The sequence below is a fragment of the Komagataeibacter rhaeticus genome, from assembly GCF_011611525.1.
GTDB lineage: Bacteria > Pseudomonadota > Alphaproteobacteria > Acetobacterales > Acetobacteraceae > Komagataeibacter > Komagataeibacter rhaeticus.
In genome coordinates this window covers 1,118,686-1,142,528 of record NZ_CP050139.1, presented here as the reverse complement: position 1 = coordinate 1,142,528, position 23,843 = coordinate 1,118,686, and the positions used below count along the sequence as shown (strand labels likewise).

25 protein-coding genes are annotated in these 23,843 nt (G+C 65.8%); 9 read left to right on the top strand and 16 right to left on the bottom strand.

Going from position 1 to position 23,843, the window contains the following annotated elements; translation table 11 throughout:
* The 7 genes from fabG to GWK63_RS05270 all read right to left on the bottom strand — a co-directional run bounded on the left by fabG (position 1) and on the right by GWK63_RS05270 (position 6,004).
* Positions 1 to 756: a 3-oxoacyl-[acyl-carrier-protein] reductase gene (fabG, locus tag GWK63_RS05300; RefSeq protein WP_034932522.1), complete on the bottom strand. Its 756-nt coding sequence runs from the start codon at positions 754 to 756 to the stop codon at positions 1 to 3.
* 64 nt (positions 757 to 820) lie between these two features.
* Positions 821 to 1,747, bottom strand: coding sequence for an ACP S-malonyltransferase (fabD, locus tag GWK63_RS05295; protein WP_039999834.1), 927 nt, complete (start codon positions 1,745 to 1,747; stop codon positions 821 to 823).
* A 116-nt stretch (positions 1,748 to 1,863) separates the two neighbouring features.
* Entirely contained in the window at positions 1,864 to 2,397 is a 534-nt protein-coding gene (locus GWK63_RS05290; protein WP_050800789.1) for a YdcF family protein, read from the bottom strand.
* Positions 2,398 to 2,402: 5 nt separating this feature from the next.
* A complete protein-coding gene (locus tag GWK63_RS05285) occupies positions 2,403 to 3,677 on the bottom strand; it encodes a class I SAM-dependent methyltransferase (protein WP_007400067.1) in 1,275 nt (424 codons plus the stop codon).
* 9 nt (positions 3,678 to 3,686) lie between these two features.
* On the bottom strand, positions 3,687 to 4,445 hold the full coding sequence (locus GWK63_RS05280) for a glycine betaine ABC transporter substrate-binding protein (RefSeq protein ID WP_039999832.1): 759 nt from the start codon (positions 4,443 to 4,445) through the stop codon (positions 3,687 to 3,689).
* A gap of 35 nt (positions 4,446 to 4,480) precedes the next feature.
* A complete protein-coding gene (locus tag GWK63_RS05275; RefSeq protein ID WP_039999886.1) occupies positions 4,481 to 5,098 on the bottom strand; it encodes a Dabb family protein in 618 nt (205 codons plus the stop codon).
* An 81-nt stretch (positions 5,099 to 5,179) separates the two neighbouring features.
* Positions 5,180 to 6,004: an acyl-ACP desaturase gene (locus tag GWK63_RS05270; RefSeq protein ID WP_034932518.1), complete on the bottom strand. Its 825-nt coding sequence runs from the start codon at positions 6,002 to 6,004 to the stop codon at positions 5,180 to 5,182.
* Between the two features lie 185 nt (positions 6,005 to 6,189).
* On the opposite strand from GWK63_RS05270, the gene sucC reads away from it, so the two are divergent.
* The 7 genes from sucC to GWK63_RS05235 all read left to right on the top strand — a co-directional run bounded on the left by sucC (position 6,190) and on the right by GWK63_RS05235 (position 12,890).
* Positions 6,190 to 7,389, top strand: a complete 1,200-nt coding sequence (gene sucC / locus GWK63_RS05265; protein WP_007400063.1) for an ADP-forming succinate--CoA ligase subunit beta — start codon at positions 6,190 to 6,192, stop codon at positions 7,387 to 7,389.
* Positions 7,390 to 7,393: 4 nt separating this feature from the next.
* On the top strand, positions 7,394 to 8,266 hold the full coding sequence (gene sucD / locus GWK63_RS05260; protein ID WP_007400062.1) for a succinate--CoA ligase subunit alpha: 873 nt from the start codon (positions 7,394 to 7,396) through the stop codon (positions 8,264 to 8,266).
* A gap of 126 nt (positions 8,267 to 8,392) precedes the next feature.
* On the top strand, positions 8,393 to 9,409 hold the full coding sequence (bioB, locus tag GWK63_RS05255; RefSeq protein WP_034932475.1) for a biotin synthase BioB: 1,017 nt from the start codon (positions 8,393 to 8,395) through the stop codon (positions 9,407 to 9,409).
* An 85-nt stretch (positions 9,410 to 9,494) separates the two neighbouring features.
* Positions 9,495 to 10,130, top strand: a complete 636-nt coding sequence (gene queE, locus GWK63_RS05250) for a 7-carboxy-7-deazaguanine synthase (RefSeq protein ID WP_007400060.1) — start codon at positions 9,495 to 9,497, stop codon at positions 10,128 to 10,130.
* A gap of 1 nt (position 10,131) precedes the next feature.
* Complete coding sequence (gene queC, locus GWK63_RS05245; protein ID WP_007400059.1) at positions 10,132 to 10,869, top strand: 7-cyano-7-deazaguanine synthase QueC; 738 nt, start codon at positions 10,132 to 10,134, stop codon at positions 10,867 to 10,869.
* Positions 10,862 to 11,398, top strand: a complete 537-nt coding sequence (locus GWK63_RS05240; protein WP_007400058.1) for a 6-pyruvoyl trahydropterin synthase family protein — start codon at positions 10,862 to 10,864, stop codon at positions 11,396 to 11,398. The genes queC and GWK63_RS05240 overlap by 8 nt, the downstream gene beginning before the upstream one ends.
* Before the next feature lie 31 nt (positions 11,399 to 11,429).
* Complete coding sequence (locus tag GWK63_RS05235; protein ID WP_034932469.1) at positions 11,430 to 12,890, top strand: SulP family inorganic anion transporter; 1,461 nt, start codon at positions 11,430 to 11,432, stop codon at positions 12,888 to 12,890.
* Positions 12,891 to 13,079: 189 nt separating this feature from the next.
* Here GWK63_RS05235 and GWK63_RS05230 read toward each other — a convergent pair whose 3' ends face one another.
* The 9 genes from GWK63_RS05230 to GWK63_RS05190 form a co-directional block, all read right to left on the bottom strand.
* Positions 13,080 to 13,964, bottom strand: a complete 885-nt coding sequence (locus GWK63_RS05230; RefSeq protein WP_039999827.1) for a hypothetical protein — start codon at positions 13,962 to 13,964, stop codon at positions 13,080 to 13,082.
* Entirely contained in the window at positions 13,961 to 14,911 is a 951-nt protein-coding gene (locus GWK63_RS05225; protein ID WP_007400054.1) for an MlaD family protein, read from the bottom strand. Before GWK63_RS05225 ends, GWK63_RS05230 begins: the two co-directional genes overlap by 4 nt.
* Entirely contained in the window at positions 14,911 to 15,606 is a 696-nt protein-coding gene (locus tag GWK63_RS05220; RefSeq protein ID WP_112209933.1) for an ABC transporter ATP-binding protein, read from the bottom strand. Before GWK63_RS05220 ends, GWK63_RS05225 begins: the two co-directional genes overlap by 1 nt.
* A gap of 2 nt (positions 15,607 to 15,608) precedes the next feature.
* Positions 15,609 to 16,511 carry an MlaE family ABC transporter permease gene (locus GWK63_RS05215; RefSeq protein WP_034932466.1) on the bottom strand — a complete coding sequence of 301 codons (903 nt, stop codon included), beginning with the start codon at positions 16,509 to 16,511 and terminating at the stop codon, positions 15,609 to 15,611.
* Positions 16,508 to 18,850, bottom strand: a complete 2,343-nt coding sequence (locus GWK63_RS05210; RefSeq protein ID WP_034932465.1) for an adenylate/guanylate cyclase domain-containing protein — start codon at positions 18,848 to 18,850, stop codon at positions 16,508 to 16,510. The genes GWK63_RS05215 and GWK63_RS05210 overlap by 4 nt, the downstream gene beginning before the upstream one ends.
* A gap of 97 nt (positions 18,851 to 18,947) precedes the next feature.
* Entirely contained in the window at positions 18,948 to 19,628 is a 681-nt protein-coding gene (gene dnaQ, locus GWK63_RS05205; RefSeq protein ID WP_007400050.1) for a DNA polymerase III subunit epsilon, read from the bottom strand.
* On the bottom strand, positions 19,625 to 20,254 hold the full coding sequence (coaE, locus tag GWK63_RS05200; protein ID WP_034932463.1) for a dephospho-CoA kinase: 630 nt from the start codon (positions 20,252 to 20,254) through the stop codon (positions 19,625 to 19,627). Before coaE ends, dnaQ begins: the two co-directional genes overlap by 4 nt.
* A gap of 2 nt (positions 20,255 to 20,256) precedes the next feature.
* A complete protein-coding gene (locus GWK63_RS05195; RefSeq protein WP_371440465.1) occupies positions 20,257 to 21,159 on the bottom strand; it encodes a shikimate dehydrogenase in 903 nt (300 codons plus the stop codon).
* Positions 21,138 to 22,007 (bottom strand): N-formylglutamate amidohydrolase, encoded by an 870-nt coding sequence (locus tag GWK63_RS05190; protein WP_050800787.1) that lies wholly within the window; start codon positions 22,005 to 22,007, stop codon positions 21,138 to 21,140. Before GWK63_RS05190 ends, GWK63_RS05195 begins: the two co-directional genes overlap by 22 nt.
* A gap of 231 nt (positions 22,008 to 22,238) precedes the next feature.
* Here GWK63_RS05190 and argH point away from each other — a divergent pair, with 231 nt between their 5' ends.
* Complete coding sequence (gene argH, locus GWK63_RS05185) at positions 22,239 to 23,666, top strand: argininosuccinate lyase (protein ID WP_007400045.1); 1,428 nt, start codon at positions 22,239 to 22,241, stop codon at positions 23,664 to 23,666.
* A complete protein-coding gene (locus tag GWK63_RS05180; RefSeq protein ID WP_007400044.1) occupies positions 23,663 to 23,836 on the top strand; it encodes a hypothetical protein in 174 nt (57 codons plus the stop codon). The genes argH and GWK63_RS05180 overlap by 4 nt, the downstream gene beginning before the upstream one ends.
* The last annotated feature ends 7 nt before the right edge of the window (positions 23,837 to 23,843 follow it).

Here is a 23,843-nt window from a genome sequence, read left to right as displayed (position 1 = left end):
TCAGGGCATCGCCATGCCACCATTGACATGAATTGTCGCCCCCGTGATCCAGCCCGCCTCGTCCGATGCAAGGTAGACCACGGCGGGTGCGATATCCTGCGGCTGGCCCATGCGGCCCAGCGGGATGGCGCCTACCAGCTTTTCCTTCTGCGCATCAGGCAGGACATCGGTCATGGCGGTCTGGACAAAGCCCGGCGCCACGGTGTTCACGGTCACGCCCCGGCTGCCCGCTTCCTGCGCCAGCGACTTGCCCATGCCGATCATGCCGGCCTTGGCGGCGGCATAATTGGCCTGTCCGGCATTGCCCGTCACCCCCACCACGGAAGCGATGTTGACGATCCGCCCCGCCCTGCGGCGCAGCATGCCCTTCAGGGCGGCGCGGCACAGGCGGAAGGGGGCGGCAAGATCCACGTCCAGCACGCGGCTCCAGTCCTCGTCCTTCATGCGAATCGCAAGCGTGTCGCGCGTCAGGCCAGCATTGTTGACCAGAATGGCCAGTGGCGCCCCCGCCTTTTCCTCGGCCGCCGCCACCAGGGCTTCGGCAGCCGCCGGGTCGGACAGGTCGGCCGCACAGACATGCACCCGTTCAGCCCCGCCCTGCGCGCCAATTTCGGCCGCCACGTCCTCCAGCACGCCCTGACGGGTGCCCGACAGCACGACACCCGCCCCCTGCGCATGCAGCGCACGGGCGATCTCGCGCCCGATTCCCCCCGATGCGCCGGTTACCAGTGCTATTTTTCCATCCAGCCTGAACATGACCTGTCCGTTTCCTTCGGTATCCATCAATGAAACATGCCCCGTGACGCGGGCATGGGCTTTTTCAGCGTGCGGCCAGATAGGCCTCGATATCGGCAGGCGTGCCGACCGAGCGGGTCGCCACGTCGCCGTTGATGCGGCGCACCAGCCCCGCCAGGACCTTGCCCGAACCGATCTCGACAAAGCTGTCGATCCCCATGCCCACCATGGCGTCAACGCTTTCGCGCCAGCGTACCGTACCGGTGACCTGGCGGACCAGCAGGTCACGGATCGTGGCCGGGTCCGTGACCTTGGCCGCCGTGACATTCGCCACCAGCGGCACAGCCGGGGCTGCGATGTCCGTATCGGCAAGGGCCGCGCGCATCGCGTCCGCCGCGGGTGCCATCATGGAACAGTGGAAGGGGGCCGAGACCGGCAGCTTGAGCGCCCGCTTGACGCCCTGCGCCCTGGCCAGGGCAATCACGCGGTCAATCGCCGCCATCTGGCCCGCCACGACCACCTGGCCACCGCCATTGTCGTTGGCGACCTCCAGCACCTCCGTGTGGGTTTTGCCGGCTTCGTCAGTAAAGGTCGCGGCTTCGGCGCACAGGCTGGCGGCACGGTCCATGTCCATGTCCGCGCCGATCAGGGCCGCCATGCCACCCTGGCCGGGGGGAACGGCTGCCTGCATCGCATTGCCGCGCAGGCGCAGCAGGCGGGCGGTCCGGGCAATGCCCAGCGCCCCGGCTGCGGCCAGGGCGGAATATTCGCCCAGCGAATGCCCCGCCACCAGGGCCACATCGCGCTTCAGGTCCAGCCCGCCTTCGCGTTCCAGCACCCGCAGCACGGCCAGCGAGACGGCCATCAGCGCCGGCTGGGCATTGTCGGTGCGGGTCAGCTCCTCCATCGGCCCTTCGAACATGAGCGTGGAGAGATGCTGCTCCAGTGCATCATCGACTTCCTGAAACACCTCGCGCGCGGGGGCAAAGGCTTCGGCCAGATCGCGACCCATTCCAACTGACTGGCTTCCCTGACCGGGGAAAACAAAGGCTTGCACAGGCATGACTTCCATCCACACTCATGTTGTTTTTCGTGTCCCCCGCGTGATGCGGGCTTGGGCGGACGGTGTCAATCACCATCACGCCCGGCCCGCAGCCGCCACAGGACAAGCAGCAGCACATCCCACGGCAGGGCCGCCCCTTCCCGCAGGCGCCAGAACCAGCGCCTGCCCCACCGGCGCGCGGCGGGCACCGGGGGCGGCGGCACGCGCCGTACCCGCCAGCCCATCATCCGCATGAGTACAAGGCAGCGTGGCAGATGATAGGCACTGCTGGCCACCGCCACCGGCCCCGCATGCCCGGTCGCCCGCAAAAGCCGCGTGCAGGCGATGACGGAGGCCAGCGTGTCCGGCGCCGTATCTTCCACCAGCACGCTGCCCGGCGCGGCACCGGCATCAAGAAGCAGGCGGGCCATCACGCTGGCCTCCGTCAGGCCCGATGGCCATGAAGGGCCGCCAGTGGGCATGTACACGACCGCGCCGTGCTGGCGACCAAAGGCGTGGGCGGCTTCCACCCTGCACCGCAATGTGCGGGCCGCCGTGCCATCGGGCCGCAGTTTCGCGCCGAATATGACAACCGGCAGCACGCCGCCCCCCTGCCGCACGCCTGTCAGCGCGGTGCGCGCAGCAGCACCCGGTTAAGCGATTCCAGCGTGGTGAACATCTGTTCCCATACCCGGGCGAACCGGCTGGCGGATACGCCACGCGTTTCCATGATCGCGGCGATGTCGCCCACCGTGCGTTCGCCATCGATCAGCGGCAGGATGCCGCGCGCCTGCGGCGGCAGCGCAACGGCGACCTGCAGGGTGCCAAAGGCGAAGGGCAGCCGGTCATCCGGCCCCATCATGCGGGCCAGTTCAAGGCCGGGGATCTCGCGCATGACCGGCACGGCACCGGGCGCCAGCGCATCCGCGCGCTTCACAGGTTCACACGCACGGCGGACATAGGCGACGTGCGTCGCCATGTTCCCCGCCACATCCTCGGCCACGGCCTGACGCGCCCGTTCGGGCAGGCCGGCAATGCGTTCACGCAGGCGCGGGTCGGGCAGCAGCAGGGCGGGATCGTAGCGGGCGGGTTCCATCAGGCAGGCCGCCGCCAGCCCCGCGCGGTCCAGCAGCGCGTGGAAGGCGGTGATGTCATACGCCCGGTCACGCGGGTTGAGCAGCAGGTCATACAGCCCGGCATCCCCCCCGCTCAGATGGTCGCCAAAATTGACGTTCTGCCGCAGCCATGCGGTAGCGGGCAGGTGGCGCATGACCCGGCGCGCAACGTCCAGCCTGCGCGCGGGGGCGTCATCCACCGGGGCCAGACGTTCCAGCGCGTCCTGCAGCATGTACACGCCGGTGCGCCCGTAAGGGGCATAGACCATGAGGCCCATCCCCCCACCGGGCGCCAGCACGCCTTCCAGCGCCGCCAGCCCGGCATCGGGGTCCGGCAGGTGATGCAGCACGCCGCAGCAGTCGATATAGTCGAACGGCCCCGGCGCCACCGTGGCAAGGCTGGACAGGTCACCGCGCACGAAGCGCATGTTGCCCAGCCCACGTATTTCCGCCCGGCCGCGCGCGATCTCCAGCGCCCTGGGTGAGCGGTCAAGGCAGAGCACCTCCCCCCCGCGCCCCGCACGCGCCATGTGGGTGGCCAGCATGATCGCGCCATCGCCCGTGCCACAGCCCGCCACAAGCACCCGCAACGGGGTGGATTGCGGACGCATGGCGCCAAAAACCCAGTAATCGATTTCCCGCAGGTGACTGGGGCTGCCAATCAGCAGCCTGTCCTTTTCCTCCCGCGGGTCACGGGCGGGATAGGGATACTGCTCGTACTGGGCCTTCAGGCCCACGTCCCGCGCATCATGGGCGGGAGACCCGTCACCTTCATGCATGGTCATGGCGGGGCCTCAGCGCGGCAGCAGCTTGCCGCGCTGCCACGCCTCGGCCGCGTCCTCGGCGCTCATGCCCTCGGTGCGCATGGCGTGGTCCAGCGCACTGACAACCTTGTTGCCCAGTGTCAGTTCATCCAGCTCGTCCAGCAGGTCCTGGTCCATTTCCGCACGGATGGCGGAGCGGAGCAGGATACGCGCGTCCTGTTCCGGTCCGCAGGCCCCCTTGGGGTCTTCCAGCTGGACCACGCGCTGGCCGTAATGGACGAAGGAGGGCTGCCAGACGGGAATGATCTCGGGCAGGCTGTTTTCCAGCACCTGGGCGGCATGATCGCAGGCTTCCGCATCGGGGCGGACGGCGATGGTGTAGCCCGCTTCGGTCAGGTTGTAGGCCGCGACGACCTGGCGCACCAGATCGATGACCGAGGCCGGGGCCACGATCTCACGCCCCACCGGACAGTCGGCGGCGGCCAGTTCGGCAATGGAGGTGATGCCGGTGGCGGCCGCTTCGGGCACGCACCAGCCAAAGGCCGGACGGTAGAGCTGCCCGAAGGCTTCCATGCCCAGCCCCTCCGCCAGGAAACCCGCATCGACATCGGGGAGCCATGCGGAGACGAACAGGTCCACATCCCCCTGGCGCATGTGCGCTTCCATCCCGGCGCGGGAGGCCGCCACGTATTCGACCTCAAGGTCATAGGCCTCCAGCACACGGGCCACGGCGGCGGCACTGGCCTGCTGCACGGTATTGTCCAGATGCCCGAGGGTCACGGTTGTCATGATGGTGTCACTCCTTGAAGGGGATATCCGGTCCGTCAGCCCTGCTGCCGGGGAACCTGCGCGCCACCGGTGCGGACCGGCACGGCGTGCTGGGGATGGGGGGTGGGAAGGGCATAGTCGAACACGACGGCGGAAACGATATAGGGGGCCGCGAATTTCTTGAATGCTTCATGCGCGGGATCGAAATAGGCGGGATCGGTCACCACGGGGCGGCCGACATAGTAATTTCGGTCCCCTTCGGAGCGGAAGGTCACGACAAAGGCCTGCTGCAGCCCTTCATCCGCCCCCTCGCCGCTGATCTGGGCGCCCGTCTCGATGGCGGAAATGACGGGGGAGCCGTCCTCGCGCCGTGAAACCTGACCCAGCGCCATGAAACGCCGCACCACTTCGGCACGCTGCGCGTCGGTAATGGTGGGCAGGAAACGCAGCAGCACGATATGGCGCACCCTGCCCGGATGGAACCCGGCGGCGGTAAAATTGCGCAGCCCGATCTGCGATGCCATGAGCCGCTCGGCGCGCGTGGCGTCGCTGATCCGGGATTCAGGCGCTGAATCCACCCCGGCGGGAGCCGGCGTGGCCGGCACGTCCGCCCGCGCGGCCCCCGCCAGCATCAGGCAGCCCGCGGCCAGAAGGGCGGCGCCGCGCGTTTTCATGCCCTGAACCGTCATACCGTCTATCTTCATTCCTGTCCTATCTTCATTCCTGTCAGTGCCGTTGTAGCGGGACGCAACCGGTCAGGCCGTGGCCAGGACGCGGGCAAAGCGGCGCTGGCGCATCATCAGCAGCCGGTACAGCCCGCGGGCGATCAGCGCATGCAGGCGGCCATGGGGCGTCCAGCCTATGGTCTTGAGAATCATGCCCGTCACCCTGACGGCGTGCCGTGGCTGGTAGAAACGCAGCGCGCGCGACATGTAGGCCGCGATGCAGCGCCGGTGGTCATAGGGCAGGCCCGCCGGTTCGTTGGTGGTGTGGTAGGCGGAGGCCAGTTCATCATCCTCGCTTTCCGTCACCCGCCCGAGCGCGATACGGGTGCGCTGCCATACGCCCAGCCGCTCCCGGCGCAGGTAGCGGTTCATATGGTCATAGAACAGCTTGAAATGACGGTATTCATCCGCCGCGATCTGCCGGCATATCGCCCTGAGCACCGGCTCGTCCGTTGCATCGGCCAGGGCGGTATAGAAGGATGACGTACCCGTTTCCACCATGCAGCGCGCGATCAGTTCCCCCGTGCGCGACCCGCGGATGGAGGCATCCACATCCAGATCCAGCCGGTAGGACTGCCGGTAACGCTCGAACGCGGCCATGTAGTCCCATGCCGGATCAGCCAGCATGGCCCACCGGCCCAGCGCATCGCCGTGCTGGACTTCCTCCTCCGCCCAGTTGTCCGCCGCCTGCCGGAAAGCGGGATCATCGGCAAAGACGTTCTTGAGATAACGGGCATAATCCAGCCCGTTACGCTCCACCACCGATGCGGCCTTCACCAGCGGGACAATGTCAGGGTCCACCCGCTGCGGGTCGAAACGTTCCCAGTTCATCTGTTCAATGCGCCAGTGTTTCATCGCAACCTGTTCTTCTGCATTTTCTCCATCACGGCGCGCCGCGCGTGCCACTGCCTGCGACGACATGACACATGTTTCATGTTTACGCCAATTCTGCCTGTATCCCACCCCTGTCATTGCGGGGCCAAATCGTGCTAGGGGCGTAGCCCGACACCGCCAATAAGAACGACAGATTGGGTCGCCAAATGAATATTCACGAATATCAGGCAAAGGCGCTGCTGCGCTCCTACGGCATGCCCGTGCCTGAAGGACGTGCCGCCACCACCGCAGCCGAAGCCCTGGAAGCCGCGCGCGGCCTTGCCGCGCCCGTGACCGTGGTCAAGGCACAGATCCATGCGGGCGGACGCGGCGCGGGGCATTTTGCCGGCAGGCCCGAAGGCAAGGGCGGCGTACGCCTGGCCCGCAGCCTGGACGAGGTCGATGCCGCAGCCCGCTCCATGCTGGGTGAGGTACTGGTCACCAAGCAGACGGGACCCGCAGGCCGGAAGGTGCGCACGCTGTATATCGAGTCCGGGTGCGACATCGCACGCGAACTGTATTTCTCCATGCTGGTGGACCGGGTCAGTGGCCGTATCGTGATCGTGGCCTCCCCCGATGGCGGCATGGAAATCGAGGAGGTGGCCGCCCGCACCCCCGAGCGTATCCTGAAGGAGTATGTCGACCCGGCAAAGGGGCTGTGCGATTACCAGTCCCGCGATCTGGCGGTGCGGCTGGGCCTGACGGGCCGTGCAATCCGCGCGTTCCAGAACGTGGTGCGCGCGGCCTACACCGCCTTTACCGGCCTTGATGCCGCGATTGTGGAAATCAACCCGCTGGTAGTGACGGGCAGTGGTGACCTGCTGGCGCTGGACGCCAAGATGTCGTTTGACGAGAACGCCCTGTTCCGCCACCCCGAACTGGCCAGGCTGCGTGACGAGCACGAGGAAGACCCACGTGAGCGTGAGGCCGCCGGCTACGGCCTGGCCTATGTGGGGCTGGACGGCAACATCGGCTGCATGGTCAACGGCGCGGGCCTGGCCATGGCGACGATGGACATCATCAAGATGGAAGGCGAGGAACCGGCCAACTTCCTTGATGTCGGCGGCGGCGCCTCGAAGGAACGCGTGGCGGCGGCTTTCCGCATCCTTGTCAGCGACCCCAAGGTGCGCGGCATCCTGGTCAACATCTTCGGTGGCATCATGCGCTGTGACGTGATTGCCGAGGCCATCATCGCCGCCTCGCACGAAACCGGGCTGAATGTGCCGCTGGTCGTGCGCCTGGCGGGCACGAATGTGGAACGCGGCAAGGCGCTGCTGGCTGAATCCGGCCTGACCATCATCCCTGCCGATGATCTGGGCGATGCCGCCCGCAAGATCGTGGCCGCCGTCCGTAACGCGGGAGCCTGAGTGAATGTCCATTCTTGTCAACAAGTCCACCAAGGTCATTACCCAGGGCTTTACCGGCGCGCAGGGTACCTTCCATACCGAACAGGCCATCGCCTATGGCACCCGCATGGTTGGCGGGGTCACGCCGGGCAAGGGCGGCAGCGAGCACCTTGGCCTGCCCGTGTTCGATACGGTCTGCCAGGCGCGTGAGGCCACGGGGGCCGATGCCTCCGTCATCTACGTGCCACCCGCGGGGGCCGCGGATGCGATACTGGAGGCGATCGCCGCCGAAATCCCGCTGATCGTCTGCATTACCGAAGGCATTCCGGTTCAGGACATGGTGCGCGTGCGCGCGGCACTGGAGCGCTCGGGCAGCCTGCTGATCGGCCCCAACTGCCCCGGCATCATCACCCCCGATGAATGCAAGATCGGCATCATGCCCGGTCCCATCCACCGCCGCGGGCATGTGGGCATCGTCTCGCGCTCGGGCACCCTGACCTATGAGGCCGTGGCCCAGACATCGGCCATTGGCCAGGGACAGAGCACCTGCGTCGGCATTGGTGGCGACCCGGTCAAGGGCATGGACTTTACCGATGTGCTCGAACGCATGATCGCGGACCCCGACACCCATTCCATCGTCATGATCGGTGAGATTGGCGGCACGTCCGAGATCGAGGGCGCGGAACTGATCCGCGCCAGCGGCACGCGCAAGCCGGTGGTGGGCTTCATCGCGGGCGCCACCGCGCCGCCGGGCCGCCGCATGGGCCATGCGGGGGCGGTCATTACCGGCGGGCACGAAACCGCCAGCGCCAAGATCGAGGCGATGCGCGAAGCGGGCATCCATATCTCGCACAGCCCGGCGGAACTGGGTGTGACACTGGCCCGCGTGCTGGGCTGATCCCCCCGTCGCTGATCCCCTGTCCCGGCAATGACCCCATAACGATAAAAAAGTGGTCATTGCCGGTTTTCTGTGGCACAGCCAGTGCCGTTTTCCACCTTCATCATCGCCACAGGAGCCAGACCGATGCCCGATGGGAGCAGCCCGGACACCCTGCCGCATGCCGGCCCCACCAGCCTGCCCCCCGTCAGGACGGACTGGACGCGCGATAAGGTGGCGGCCCTTATGGCCCTGCCCTTTCCCGACCTGATCTACCGCGCGCAGACGGTCCATCGCGCCCGCTTCGACCCCACGGAAATGCAGATTTCCACCCTGCTCTCCATCAAGACCGGCGGCTGCCCCGAGGACTGCGCCTACTGCCCGCAGAGTGCGATGCACGAGGATGGCGGCGTAAAGGCCAGCCGCCTGATGGCGGTGGAGGACGTGCTGAAGGAAGCCCGCGCGGCAAAGGCCGCCGGGGCCGCGCGCTTCTGCATGGGGGCGGCGTGGCGCAGCCCGAAGGAACATGACCTGGAAACCGTGTGCGCCATGGTGGAAGGGGTCAAGGCGCTGGGGCTGGAAAGCTGTGTCACGCTGGGCATGCTGGACAATGCCCAGGCGCACCGGCTGAAGGATGCCGGGCTGGACTACTACAACCACAACATCGATACCTCGCCCGAATATTATGGCGACATCATCTCCACCCGTACCTTCCAGGACCGGCTTGATACGCTGGAAAACGTGCGGGACGCGGGCATCAATGTCTGCTGTGGCGGCATTGTGGGCATGGGCGAGGACAGCACCGACCGCGCGGGCATGATCGCAACACTCGCCAGCCTGCCCCGCCACCCCGAGAGCGTGCCGATCAACATGCTCGTGCGCGTGGAGGGTACCCCCCTTGCCAGCCGGACGGAAGAGGCGGTCGATCCGATCGAATTCGTGCGCACCATTGCCGCCGCCCGCATTACCATGCCCGCCAGCCGGGTGCGTCTTGCCGCAGGGCGTGAGGACATGACGGATGAAGCACAGACGCTGTGCTTCCTTGCCGGTGCCAATTCCATTTTCTATGGCGAGCGCCTGCTGACCACCCCCAATCCCGCCGCCCTGCGCGACCGGCAGTTGCTGGACCGGCTGGGCATGCATACATCCCACAAACAGGGCTGAACCCGACGCAGCCGGGCGCGGGACCGGCCGGGGCATTTTCCCACGCTGGCCCGCGGCCTGCCGCGTTCAGTATGAAATCCGGAACATGTCCTATACCGTAAAGGAAATATTCCCCACCCTGCAGGGTGAGGGCGCGCATGCGGGCCGCACGGCGGTATTCTGCCGCTTTACGGGGTGCAACCTGTGGTCGGGGCTGGAGCGCGACCGGGCACGGGCGACCTGCCGGTTCTGTGACACGGATTTCATCGGCACCGATGGCGCTGGCGGCGGCCGCTTCGCCAGTGCCAGCCTGCTGGCCGACGCCATCGCCGCCCACTGGCCCGCCCCGGACAGGAAGGCCGCCTTCGTGGTCTTTACCGGCGGCGAGCCCCTGCTCCAGCTTGATGACGCACTGATCACCGCCGTGCATGCACGCGGGTTCGAGATTGCCGTGGAAACCAACGGCACGCTCCGCGCGCCCGGCGGGATTGACTGGATCTGTGTCAGCCCCAAGGCGGGTGCGCCACTGGTGCAGACCAGCGGCCATGAACTCAAGCTGGTCTATCCCCAGCCGGATCTGCTGCCCGGACAGGTGGCGGGACTGGACTTCAGCCAGTTCTGGCTGCAACCCATGGACAATGCCGCGCGCGATCACAATACGCGTGCCGCGGTTGACTATTGCCTGCATCATCCGCAATGGCGTCTGTCATTACAGACCCACAAGCTGATCGGGATACCCTGACATGAGCGTCTCCCCCCCTCCCTCCACGCCCGCACGCGAAGCGGCACTGGTCCTGTTCTCCGGCGGTCAGGATTCGGCAACCTGCCTGGCATGGGCGCTGGCCCGGTTTGGGCGGGTGGAAACGCTGGGCTTCGATTACGGGCAACGTCACGCGGTGGAACTGGAATGCCGCGCCACCCTGCGCGAAGGCATGGCGACCGAAAACCCGCAATGGGCCGCACGGCTGGGAGCGGACCATACGCTGGATCTCGCGGTTCTTGGCACCCTGTCGGATACGGCCCTGACGCGTGAGGCCGAGATCACGCTGAACGAGAACGGTCTGCCCAACACCTTCGTACCCGGCCGCAACCTGCTGTTCCTGACCTTTGCGGCGGCACTGGCGGCGCGGCGTAATATCCGCCACATCATAACCGGCGTGTGCGAGACGGATTATTCCGGCTACCCCGACTGCCGGGATGATACGATCAAATCCCTGCAGGTGACCCTGAACCTGGGCATGGCCAGCCATTACGTGCTGCACACGCCGCTCATGTGGCTGGACAAGGCCCGGACATGGGAACTGGCCCGCACGCTGGGGGGTGACGCGCTGGTCGGTCTGATCAACCGCGAAAGCCACAGCTGCTACCTGGGCACACGCGGCACGCTGCACCCCTGGGGCCATGGTTGCGGGACGTGCCCGGCCTGCCAGTTGCGCAAGGCGGGGTGGGAGCGCTTCCTCGCGGAATGTTGCCATGTTTGAACTGGTCTTTACCCGCCGTTTTTCCATGGCGCACCGCCTGCTTGCGGGCGGGAGCGAGCGTTGCGCCCTGCCCCACGGCCACAACGAATATGTCCGTGTCAGCCTGCGCGCCACGGCCCCCACGGCCCTTGACGGGCATGCGAACATGGTCCTGCCCTTCCAGCGTGCAAAGGGCATCTGGCACCAGTTCATCGACAATCATGTCGATCATGCCCTGCAGCTGGCGCAGGATGACCCCCTGCTGGGCTGGTTTGCCCAACATGAACCCCAACGCGCCCAGCGCATCCTGGTCACGCCGGGAGACCCGACCACGGAACTTCTGGCCTGCCTGCTCATGGCCAAGCTCAATGCCTTCCTGGCCGCCGATGGGGGTATCCTGTCCTGCGCCAGCATAGAAATTGACGAGACCCCCACCAACACGATCCGCTACGGCGGCGACCCGCTTGCGGTGCTGCCACAGCCGCGTCCCGCCGCGCAGTGCTGGTGGCGCCGGGCGGACATGACCATCGCCGATACCGGCCTATCCTGACCAACCCGCCCTGAAAGGTTCCGCCCCGCCCATGTCAGCTCTTACCCGCTACCGCCAGGAATGGTTCGGCAACATCACACGCGACACATTGGCCGGCATGGTCGGGACCTTTGCACTGATCCCCGAAGTGATCGCCTTTTCTTTCGTGGCGGGCGTGGACCCGGCGGTGGGGCTTTACGCATCCTTCGTGATAAGCGTGGTGATCGCGCTGACCGGCGGCAGGCCGGGCATGATATCGGGGGCGGCGGGATCGGTGGCGCTGGTGGCGGCCGCCCTGGTGCGCGGCCATGGCGTGCAGTACCTGCTGGCGGCCACCCTGCTGTGCGGGCTGCTGCAGGTGGTGTTTGGCATATTGCGGCTGCATGTCCTCATGCGCTACGTCTCGCGTCCGGTGCGCACGGGGTTCGTCAACGCGCTGGCCATCCTGATCTTTTCTGCACAGCTGCCGCATATGCTGCATGTAACGTGGCATACCTACGCCATGATCGCGCTGGGGCTGGTGATCATCTATTCCGTGCCGCGTGTCTTCTCGGCCATCCCCTCGCCACTGATCTGCATCGTGGTACTGACGGTGATTGCCGTCCTTTATCCGATGCCGCTGCATACGGTGGCCGACCTTGGCCGCCTGCCCGACAGCCTGCCGCATCTGGTCTGGCCTGACGTGCCCTTTTCACTCGATACCCTTGGCATCATCGCCCCCTATGCGCTGGCCATGGCGAGCGTGGGCGTGCTGGAATCCATGATGACCGCCCGCGTGGTGGATGACCTGACCGAAACCCACAGCAGCAAGCAGCGCGAATGCCTGGGCCTTGGCGTAGCCAATATCGCGGTCGGCCTGTTTGGCGGCATTGCGGGCTGCGGCATGATTGGCCAGACGGTTGGCAACCTGCGCTATGGCGGGCGGGGACGGCTGTCCACCTTTGTGGCGGGTGCCTTCCTGCTGCTGCTCATGGTCCTGCTGCGCCCATGGGTGGCCCAGGTGCCGGTGGCGGCGCTGGTGGCCATCATGATCATGGTCTCGGCCAGCACGTTCTCGTGGTCGTCGCTGCGGGACCTTGTGCATCATCCGCGCACCACCAGCGTCATCATGCTGGCCACGGTTGCGGTGGTCGTGGGCACGCATGACCTTGCGGCAGGTGTTGCGGTGGGCGTGCTGCTCAACGGGCTGTTCTTCGCCTTCCAGGTCTCGAACATGCTGACGGTCGACAGCACGCTTTCGGCCGATGGAACCGGCCGGACCTATGTGGTCGACGGGCAGGTTTTCTTTGCCTCATCCGACAGCTTTGCCGATGCTTTCGACCTGCATGATACCGCCCGTCACATCACCATCGACCTGACCCGCGCCCATCTGTGGGACATGACAGCGGCAGGAATGCTGGAAGAACTGGTGGGAAAGATGAAGGCACAGGGCATGCAGGTCCACCTGGTCGGCCTGAACAGCGCCACCACCGCCCTGCTAAGCCGCCATACCGGGCTGGAGAACCTTGCCTGATCACCGGCCCGGCCCCTGCTCCGCCGCGCTGAAAGCAGTGTACTGATAAAAAACAGGGCGGTTCCGGATGTCGCCTTTTTTCAAAAAGACGACATCCCCCGCAGCTTTTTTGAAAAAAGCTTCCCCTAACACTTCCTTATAATGTGCAGGCTGTCTTCAAAAACCGACTTTTCAGACAGTCTGTTCAGCCTACTTCCCGCGCGCGGGCGGTGCGGGGTCCACAAAGGGATCGGCCGCCACGGCGGACCCGGCCTGCCTTGCCCACTGGTCGGCCGCAGCCGTATCACCGGCCTGCCGCGCGCTCTGGCTGGCGCGGGCATAAAGCTGGGCCGCCGCCTGCGCATTGCCCGAACGGTCCGCCGCACGGGCCGCGACACCCAGCGTGCGTGCCATGTCACGGTAATCCACCTGTGTCTGGTGAAGTGTGGCCGCCTGCATGGCATCCTGCCATGCCGTCTGGCTGCTGCCAGCGGTGGCCAGCAGGTTGCGGGCTGCGATCTCCCGTGCATCAGCGGTCCAGCTATCGGGCACCTTGCCGGTCAGGGTGGCGAAATAGGCCGCCACCGAAGCCAGGGTGGCATGGTCCCCGCTATCATCGGCAATCAGGCCGCGGATAAGCTGGGCCTTTTCCGTAATATCCGCATCCTGGCCCGAGGCCGCGCGTGCGGCAGCGCCAGCTGCTTCCGTCTCGCGGCCCAGCCGGTGCAGCGCACCGGCCTGTACCAGATCCAGCCCGGCATCATCCGCCGTCTGCCCGCGCAGCGAAAGGGCTGACCGGGTCGCGGCCAGTGTGGACAGCGCATCCGCCGGCCTGTTCTGATCCAGTTGCACGGTCGCCAGATTGTAACCCGCATCGCCTATGGCCGTCACGTCGTCACGCGCCAGTGCCCGCTTGCCTGCGGCGCGGTACTGCTGTTCCGCGACCGCCAGCCGGTCCAGCCCCACGGCGTCATGCGCGCTGTCCATATGCTGTGACAGCGTGCTGTCGACAGGGGAGACAGCCTTCCCCCCCCCACCACATCCGGCCAGTGCAAGGGCAAGCCCCAGGGCCAGGTAATCTTTCCTCATCTTCATGGCTGCACCTTCTGCGGTGACAGGCGTGCGTGCCTGGCTGTTGTCTTGCTGCCACTGCCACCCAGTATCCACAGGCCCCGCATCTGGTCGACCAGCTTCTGCAGGCTGGCCGCCGTTGTCTGGGCCTGTACCAGAAGCACGGGAAGCTGCTGGCTGGCATCCTTCAGGTTCCGGGTGATGGCAGGGGTTGCATCACTCAGGTCACCCGTCGCCTTCTGCACATTGGTCATGCTGGCATTGGCCCGCTCCATCACGGTGCCAAGCTGTTTTTCAATGGGTGTAAGCTGGCTGACCGTGGCGTTCAGGCTGGTGATCATCTGCTCGGCCTGACGGATCAGGTCATCATTGGTCATGAGCCGCCCGATCGATCCCTTGCCCGCATGCATGTCGGTAATGGTGGCATCCAGCGTTGCCATCATGTGCTGGGCATTGTCCAGAACCGGGATGACACGGTCACGGATGTCACTGAAGGTCTGGGTAATGGTATCGGCCGGGTTCGGGGCATTGGTGGCGCTGAGCACCGCATAGCTCCAGTCCAGCTTGTCCCCTACCCCGCGTGAGATATCGATGTAGCTGGCCCCGGCCACCACAAAGCGCCTGCGGATGATGGCCGTGCTGTCCCGGCGGATATAGGGTTCGATATCCGGATCGATTTCGGCAATGGCATACATGCCGCCCGCGGGGTTGATGCGCACCCGGCGCACGGTGCCGGCATGAATGCCCATGACCTCCAGATCATCGCCAACGGACAGGCCGCTGACCCCGTTTTCGGGCAGCACGATCCGCAGCCTGCCCGCGGGCGTCAGCCAGTCACGCAGCACACCCGCCTCGATCACCGCGCCAAGCAGGATGACAAGTGCCAGCAGGACAAGAATGCCCACCCATTCATCGGCGTAACGGACCCGCACGAGCTGCCGGATACCATCTGACTGTTGTTTCTGGACCATTACACCACCCGCATGGAAAAAAGACCTTCATCAAGAAGGCGCATGTGGATATTCACCGCCTTGCGATAATCATGCCAGGCCGCCCCCGAACGGACGAGCCACAGGACCCCGCACCCCCGGTCACGGGCGGCGGTCAGCATTTCAAGGAACGGCAGCACCGTCTCTTCGGGCAGCATGTCGGATATGTCCTCCAGCACCAGCAGGGCCGGCCGCCCCATGAAGGCCCGCACGCAGGCCGCGCGCGCCAGATCCGCCGCCGAAAGCCGGTCCGGGGCCGAGATGGGCAGGCCGGGCAGGCCGAATTTGTGCCCAAGCTCCGTGGCATGCAGCACGACATGATCAAACGGCTCGGATGTATGGTACAGGTGCGGCAGCATGATGTTGAGATGCGTGCCGAACATGTCCAGCCAGCCACCATGACGTGAAATACGGCCAATGCGCTCGCGCAGTGCATTGAGCTGCCGGTCACGCAGCACGCTCCAGTCCAGCCCCATGAATTTGATGCTGCCCTGCGTGAGCGAGATCATGCCCGTGCACAGATCGGCGAACAGTGCCGCGCGCTCGACATCGCGACAGTCTATCACCGCGCATTCGCCGGGCATGATCCGCAGGTTGTAGGGCGCGGGCATGAGCCCGCTTTCCTCGAACGACGGGACGGCATCACGCAGTTCCAGCAGGGGCGCGTTTGCTGCCATGATCAGAAATCCAGCATGAAGAGAATGTTGACCACCAGCACCAGCATGATCCCGCGCGCGAAGCCGCGCGGCATGATGGTGGCCATCGTATCGGTGCTGCTTACCGTCAGGCCGGAAATACACGCACCCAGCCCCACGAAAAAGCCGACCAGCACGAATTTGAGCGGGATGATCAGGTAATCCCACGTGGTCATGGCCGCAAGGACATTGAAGAAGAAGGTCCAGACCGAAGACGTGATGGCCCCGCTGGCATGCGCCACGACAAAACCCATGAGCAGCGAGACCACGGCAAAGATCATACCCAGCGTGAAGCCCCCCAGCGTGAAGGCAAAAGTACGTGGCATGACCAGCGCCAGGAACGGGTCGATGCCCCGGGCCTGCAGCCCCCGCACTTCGCCCCCCAGCACCATCATCCCGATTTCGGTCAGCGACAGCATGCCGCTGCGCCCCATAAGGATAATGCCCACCAGGATGGGCGAGATTTCACGCACCAGTACCGATACCAGAATGGACCCCGTCATCTGGGCCATGCCGGCATAGCCCAGCCAGTAAGCCGCCTGGGACACCACCATGAGACCCGCAAGGGTGGCCGTGATCACGATGCTGAGGAACCCGCCACTGACCACCTGCCGCAGGGTGGCGCGGAATTCATACTTGACCGGCCTGCGCCACGAATTGGGCCGCAGGCTTTCACGCAGCGTGCCCCACCCGGCGCCGATCAGCAGCAGCGTGAAACGGACCTGATGGCGCGTCAGCCGCCCGATGGCCGCAAGCCACGGCGCAAAACGGCCCAGCAGCGCGATCAGGCGCCCCCTGTTTTCGGGTTCAGGCTGCGCGGATGGAAGGGCCATGCCACCGGGCCGCGCCGTGCCCTGCCCTGTTGTGTCGGGCGGGGTTCCGGTCATCGGCGGCCAGCCAGCACGTAGGTGCGGGTCAGCCCCGCACCCGGTATGAAGAAGCGCCCGCGCTCACGGAACAGGAAATACTGCCGCAGGTCGAGATAGACATCCTCCGACACCTGGATCGTACCCACGTCCGGTGCCCCCTGCGCCATCATTTCCGCCATGCCCATGGCATCGCCCCACAGGTTGAATGCCTGGGGGTCCTTGCCCAGCATGCCGCCATAGACCGGTCCCACATCGATGCCGATGCGGAAGACCGGGTCGAGATCGGCCTGAGACAGGGCGGCCAGCGTGCTCTCGCGCATCATGAGCGCGGCATTGGCAATGCGGTAGGCCGCCCCCTTGTCCGGCGTGCGGGACCATCCCGCCACGCACACCACGCGATGGCCCAGCATGCGGATGGAATACAGGCCGCACTGATGGGCGATATCCTGCAGCATGCCCGCCATGGAATCGAGCAGCTTGATATTGGACGTGGGGTCGTTCTGGGCCGTCATCACCACATCGGACAGGCTGATCACCATGATGGCCACGGCGGGATAGAATCCCTCGATACTGGCCGGATCGGGCGCGCCTGCCCCCCCATGCATGGACAATGCACCGGGCCGGAGCAGGAACCCCTGGCTGGGATCGCGCTGCATGTCTTCCGTCGAGGGTTCGGACTCCAGTTCTTCCTTCGCCGCGGCAACGGCGGTGTAATGCTGGGCCGAGAAACGGGCGGCGGTGACCCCTGCGATCATGTCCACGAAATGCGAGACCATTGCCGCGCGCGGCGCATCTTCCAGCGTGATCACCCCCACCGGGCCGGTGCTGCCCTGGATCGGGCTGCAGAACAGCGCCGTGCTGCCGAAACTGCGCATGTACACACGGTAGAAGGCCACCGAGCGCTCATCCTTTGAGGCATCCTGCGCCACCAGCGCGTCACCATGCGAGACGGAATCGAAAAAGCTTTTCAGGTCGGTGGTGGACATTTCAAACCCACCGGAATGCACGTCCTGCTGGCGGTCATAGGAATCGATGCACATCAGGGTGTGCCCGTCATGCAGGATGCGCCATATTGCCGCACGGCGGGCATGCGACTGGTCGGCCAGCGTCTCGGTCAGGACAAGCGCGTTGTCCTCGGGGTTGAACAGGTCGGGATAGCTTGCCACGGACTGCAGGGCATGGCTTTCGTAATTGGCCACGGCGCGGGACTGCGCGATCTGGCCGCGCATGCGGTCGGCCCGCCGGGCCTGCAGGAACAAAAGCAGCCCGAACGCCAGGGCCATCAGCACGACCAGCACGAAGAACACCAGGTTCTGCCGGCCATCCGCCATGGCAAAGCGGGAGAAGTCATCCTCCGGTGCCACCAGCAGCAGGACCCAGCTGTCCTTGCCCACCGGCAGCTGGGCCGTAATGGTGACGTATTTCTTGTTCTTGACCGTGACCGTGCGCGCGCCATACCCATGCACGCGGTACTGGTCGAACGCCTTGGTCATGACCGGGAAACGGGCGGGGTCCAGGGTCATCCGGTCCGCATCGCCATGCGCCCTGGCCTGCGCTTCCGCCATGCCATGCCCGGCCACGACGTGCCCTTCCTGATCCATCAGGATTGCCGTGCCGCTCTCGCCAATCCTGAGGGAGTTCAGGAAATTGTTGAGGTGGTTGAGCGACATGTTGATGGCATAGACATAGGTCTTGTCATTCGTGCCCTTGTACGGCACGGCCGCGGTAATGGTGATCTGCTTGGTAACTTCCACCACATAGGGATGGGTCCAGGCCAGCTGCCCGGCCTTGACCGTGTCGGCAAACCAGGCATGGCCACGCGGGTCATACGTACCCGCCGGCGTCTCCCACTTCTTGAGTACCTTGCCGGTGGGGTCTCGCAGTTCGTGGGTGAAACCCGCCTTGGGCGTGTCCTGATCGTGCAGGGTGGTTATGGCGACATCCTGACTGTTGTCACCATGTTCAAGCGTGCTGAAATTGCCGTCGCTATCGGCAATATAGAAGGACTGTATCTGCTGCACGTTGCGCAGCATCGTGCTGCTGTAGGCGGTGAATATCTTCTGTTCCACCTCCGGCGCGCCATGTTCGAGCATGTCGCGCGCGACAATGGCACCAGCGGAGGCCGGCATGAGAAAGGAGCTGACTTCCTTGGCAATATAGTCCTGCTGGCTGACCAGCAGGTCATGCGTAAGGGTAAGGGCGCCGGTACGCACCGTGCGGTAGGAATGCCACCCCACGGCCGCGATGATGCCAATGGTCGAGACGACAGCGGCTACCGGAATGCCGATATGGAACAGGAAGCGCCTGACCTGATCAGAAGGGGCAATCGTGGGATCGACAATCTCGTCCGTGGACAATGCTCTCTTCCTGTTCAAGACATCCATTATTCCGAATGTGATCCAGTGTACCCGAAACGGGCCACCGCGACCACCGTCTTTGTTACATGGCGCCCATTCAGTCGTTCCACAGCGGGCTGGACAGCCTTGCCACAAAGGTTTCGTGGGCCGCGATTTCAGCCGCGTCGGGCGTTACGCGCACCACCGCGTGGCCTGCCGGGCGGACATAGTCATAAGTGGCGATGCCGCCCCCGCCGTCCTCGACCGCCAGGCTCAGGCCACGCTGGCGCCCTCCGGTCAGTTCCAGGTAGACCGCGGCCAGCAGCCGGCAGTCCAGCAGGGCGTTATGGGTGGTCCGTTCCGACAGGTCGATCGAAAAACGGCGGCACAGCGCATCCAGGCTGTTGGGCATGCCCGGAAAACGTTCGCGTGCCATGTCCAGCGTATCGACCATGCGCCCCATGTCCAGAACGGGCTGGCCCGCCCGCGCCAGTTCCGCGTTGAGGAAGCCGAAATCGAAGCGCGCGTTATGCGCGATCAGCGGATCATCGCCCACGAATTCCAGGAAGCCGGAAGCCACTTCGGCAAATTTCGGCTTTCCCTCCAGATCGGCGCGGGTAAAGCCATGCACGCGCGAGGCTTCCTCGGGCACATCGCGTTCAGGATCGATCAGCACATGGAAATTACGCCCCGTGGGCAGATCCCCCACCAGCTCAAGGGCCGCGATTTCAATCACCCGATCCCCCTTGAGCGGATCAAGCCCCGTGGTTTCGGTATCGAACAGGATGGTCCGTTTCATGCCCGCTTTCCCCTTGCCGCGGCCCATGCGGCGGGGCCTCCCTCACGCATCGCCTGCAGCAGACGCCGCACCTGCCTTACTGTTTCATGCCGTGACAGGCCGGTCCTGATCACGGCATCCGCCCGTCGCCGCCGCAGGGCATCGGGCATCTGCCGGGCCAGAACGGCATCGATCTGCCCCGATGTCATGGTACCCCGGCGCATGACGCGCGCACGCTGGATGGCGGCTGGCGCGCTGACCACGGCCACGCGGTCACACTGCCGCTGGGCGCCCGTTTCAAACAGGAGCGGGATATCCAGCACGACCCACCGGCACCCGTCACGCCGCGCGCGGGCAAGAAAACGCTGCCTTGCCCTGCGTACCAACGGGTGCATGATCGCCTCCAGCCCGCGCATGACCGCGGGGTCCGCCAGTGCGGCCGCCCGCAGGGCCACACGGTCCAGAACCCCGCCCCGCACGCAGCCGGGCACAAGCCGGTCAATGGCGGGAAGGGCGGCCCCATGCGGGGCCTGCAGGGCGCGGACCACGGCATCGGCATCGAATATCCTGACCCCCGCCCGCCTCAGCAGGCGGGCCGTGGTGGACTTGCCCATGCCGATCCCGCCCGTCAGTCCCAGCACCCGCATGCTCAGCCCGCGTCCCGTGCCCGCGGGTGGCGCAGGTCGGCATCCAGCAGGGCTTCGACCGCCGGCCCGATATCCGGTTTCGCGCCGAACCATTTCTCGAACCCCAGCCCGGCCTGATGGATCAGCATGCCCAGCCCGTCAACCGTACGCAGCCCATGCCCGGCCGCCCATTCCAGCAGTCCGGTCCGGCGGGGCACATAAACGATGTCACAGACCACAAGCGCCGGATCGGCCTGTGCCAGATCAAGCGGAAACTGTGCCTGCGCGCCCCCTTCCATCCCGATCGAGGTGGTGTTGACCAGCATGGCGCAGCCGGGCAGGACACTGCCTGCCTGCGCCCAGTCCACCACCACGACCCCTTCAAGCGACGCGGCAAGGGCATCGGCACGGGCACGCGTGCGGTTGGCCACCAGCACTTCCATCCCCCGGTCCAGCAGGCTGGCGGCAATGGCGCGCGCGGCACCGCCCGCCCCCAGCAGCAGGGCGCGGCCGCCGTTCACGGCAATGCCATGCGCCTCCACATTGGCGACAAAGCCGTCACCATCGGTGGAATAGCCCTCGATTTTGCCATCACTGTCAAAGACCAGCGTATTGACCGAACCCGAACGCCGGGCGGACCGGTGCAGGCGGTCCACGATCCGGTAGGCGGATTCCTTGTGCGGAATGGTGACATTCACCCCACGGAATCCCGCCGCAAGCAGGCCCCGCACCGCCGTCTCGAACTGACCGGGCGCCACGGGCAGCGGCACGTAGGCGCCATTGATCCCGCCCTGCCGCAGCCACCAGTTATGCATGAGCGGCGAGCGCGAATGGGCCACCGGCCACCCGATTACCCCGGCCAGCAGCGTGTGCCCGTCAATCCGGATGTTCCCTGCGTCGGGCATCATGTCCCCTGTCTTTTCCATCGTGCCTTTCCCTGCGTGGACGGGCCTGAAGTCTGGTGACTGAACTCCTGCCAGGCCTGCGGCAGGATACGGGCCAGACGGGCGGCCCATTCCGCCTGCCCCTGCGGGGTCGCGATCAGGTCCTGGCGTATCTCGATTTCAAGATAGGGCAACCCGCGCCCTTCCGCATGCACCGGCACGGTATAGTCGCTGCTGTCGGTCAGGGCATAGGGTTCGTTACTGCCCACCACCAGCCCGTCCTCGGCCGCCAGCAGGTCCCGCACCCGCAGGCCGAAGGCGGGGTTGCGGTTATGCAGCACGCCGGTATGCCACGGGCGGTCGGCGCCGTTCATACGGTCGGTAAAACTGTGCAGCGAGACCAGCACCACCGGCAGCCCCGCTTCCAGCCTGGTCGTGATCTCGTCACTGATCTGCCGGTGGTAGGGCAGGAATATCTCTTCCACCCGGCAGCCTTCCTGTGCGGCGGTGATGCCGGTATTGGCAGGCACGGCCGTGCCGTCGCTGTGCCGCACGATCGATGTGGGATGGCCGGGCGCGCGGTTGCAGTCAATCACGAGGCGGGAATAGGCCTGCTCGATCAGGATGCAGTCCAGGTGCTGCGCCAGCAGGCGCCCGGTCTCCGCCATACCCAGGTCACAGGCGATATGGCGCGCGCGGTCCTGCGCGCTGACCCCCATGTCCCCCAGTGCCGCGGGAACGGCGCGGCCCGCATGGTCGCTGACCAGCACGAAGGGCAGGCCGGGCGGCTGGGCACCTTCCATGACCGATGTGCCGAACTGGATGACAGGCGCCGGGTCATCACACGTCAGCAGGCGTGACGGTTCCTGCGCAAGGGCTGCATGTTGCATCGTAGCGGCGCGTCCTCTGGCCATGGGCGGGTTGGATGGCCGACCCTACAGGCCCGGCCACGGGAACGAAAGACCCCTGTCCACGCACCCTGCCCCGCCCGCCACGCCGCGCGGCATGGGCAGGGTGATTGTATCTGGCGCTTCACCCCGGTAGTGTGCGCCACGCCGTGGCCTGATGCCATGACAGGCACGACATGATCATTTTCACACTTTGGGTAGCTGGAATACACGATGCCGGGGAACGCAAAAACGCCGACGGATCAGGACGCGCACAAGGCCAATGCACAGTGGGGCGGCCGGTTTGCCGGCGGGCCTGCCGCCATCATGCAGGACATCAACGCCTCCATCGGGTTTGACAGGGCATTGTGGCGACAGGACATCGCCGGTTCAAAAGCCCATGCCGCCATGCTGGCGAAAACCGGCATCATTTCCGCAGACGATGCCCGGGCCATTACCGAAGGGCTGGATCAGATCGGCGGCGAGATTGCGGCGGGCACCTTTGAATTCAGCACGGCGCTGGAAGATATTCACATGAATATCGAAGCCCGCCTGTCCGAACGGATCGGGGAGGCAGGCAAGCGCCTGCACACCGCGCGCTCGCGCAATGACCAGGTGGCCACCGATTTCCGCCTGTGGGTGCGCGATGCGATTGACGGGCTGGAACACCAGGCGGCCTCGCTCCAGCGCGCCCTGGCGCGCCGGGCACTGGAACACGCGGCCACCCCCATGCCCGGCTTCACCCACCTGCAGACCGCCCAGCCCGTGACCTTTGGCCATCACCTGATGGCCTATGTGGAAATGCTGGCCCGCGACCGGGGCCGGCTGGCTGACGCGCGGCGCAGGCTCAATGAATCGCCGCTGGGGTCGGCCGCCCTTGCGGGCACGTCCTTCCCCATCGACCGGGAGATGACGGCCCGCGCGCTGGGCTTCGACCGCCCCACCGCCAACTCGCTCGATGCCGTGTCGGACCGGGACTTCGCGCTGGAATACCTCTCCGCCCTGTCCATCATGGCGATGCACCTGTCACGGCTGGCGGAAGAGATCGTGATCTGGTGCTCGGCCCCCTTCTCCTTCATCCGCCTGTCCGATGCGTTCACCACCGGTTCTTCCATCATGCCGCAGAAGCGCAACCCGGATGCCGCCGAACTGGTCCGCGCCAAGGGCGGGCGCATTACCGGCGCGCTGGTGGGCCTGCTTACGGTCATGAAGGGCCTGCCGCTGGCCTATGCCAAGGACATGCAGGAAGACAAGGAACCCGTCTTTGCCGCGACCGATGCCGCCAGCCTCAGCCTGGCGGCGATGGACGGCATGATCCGTGACCTGAGCGTGAACACGGAGCAGATGCGCGCCTATGCCGGGTCGGGATTTTCCACCGCCACCGATCTGGCCGACTGGCTGGTGCGCGTGCTCAGGGTGCCGTTCCGCACCGCGCACCATGTAACCGGACGGCTTGTGGGCAGGGCGGAGGCAAGGGGGGTTGGCCTGTCCGACCTGACACTGGAGGAAATGCAGGCGGAAGAGCCGGGCATCACCGCCGATATCTTCTCGGTGCTGACGGTCGATTCCTCCATCGCCTCACGGACCAGCTACGGCGGCACGGCGGCAGGCAATGTGCGCGCGCAGGCCACGCGCTGGCTTGATGCACTGGAGACGGCATGATGCGCAAGCCTTCCCCGACACGTCCCCGCTTCATGCCCGCCTTCAGGCTGGTCACGCTTGGCATGCTGGTCCTGGCAACCACGCTTGGCGCGTGCGGGCGCATCGGGCCGCCGCACCAGCCGGCGGGCACGCGTGATTACTACCGGACCTACCCCAGCCCGGACCGTTAAAAGGCTA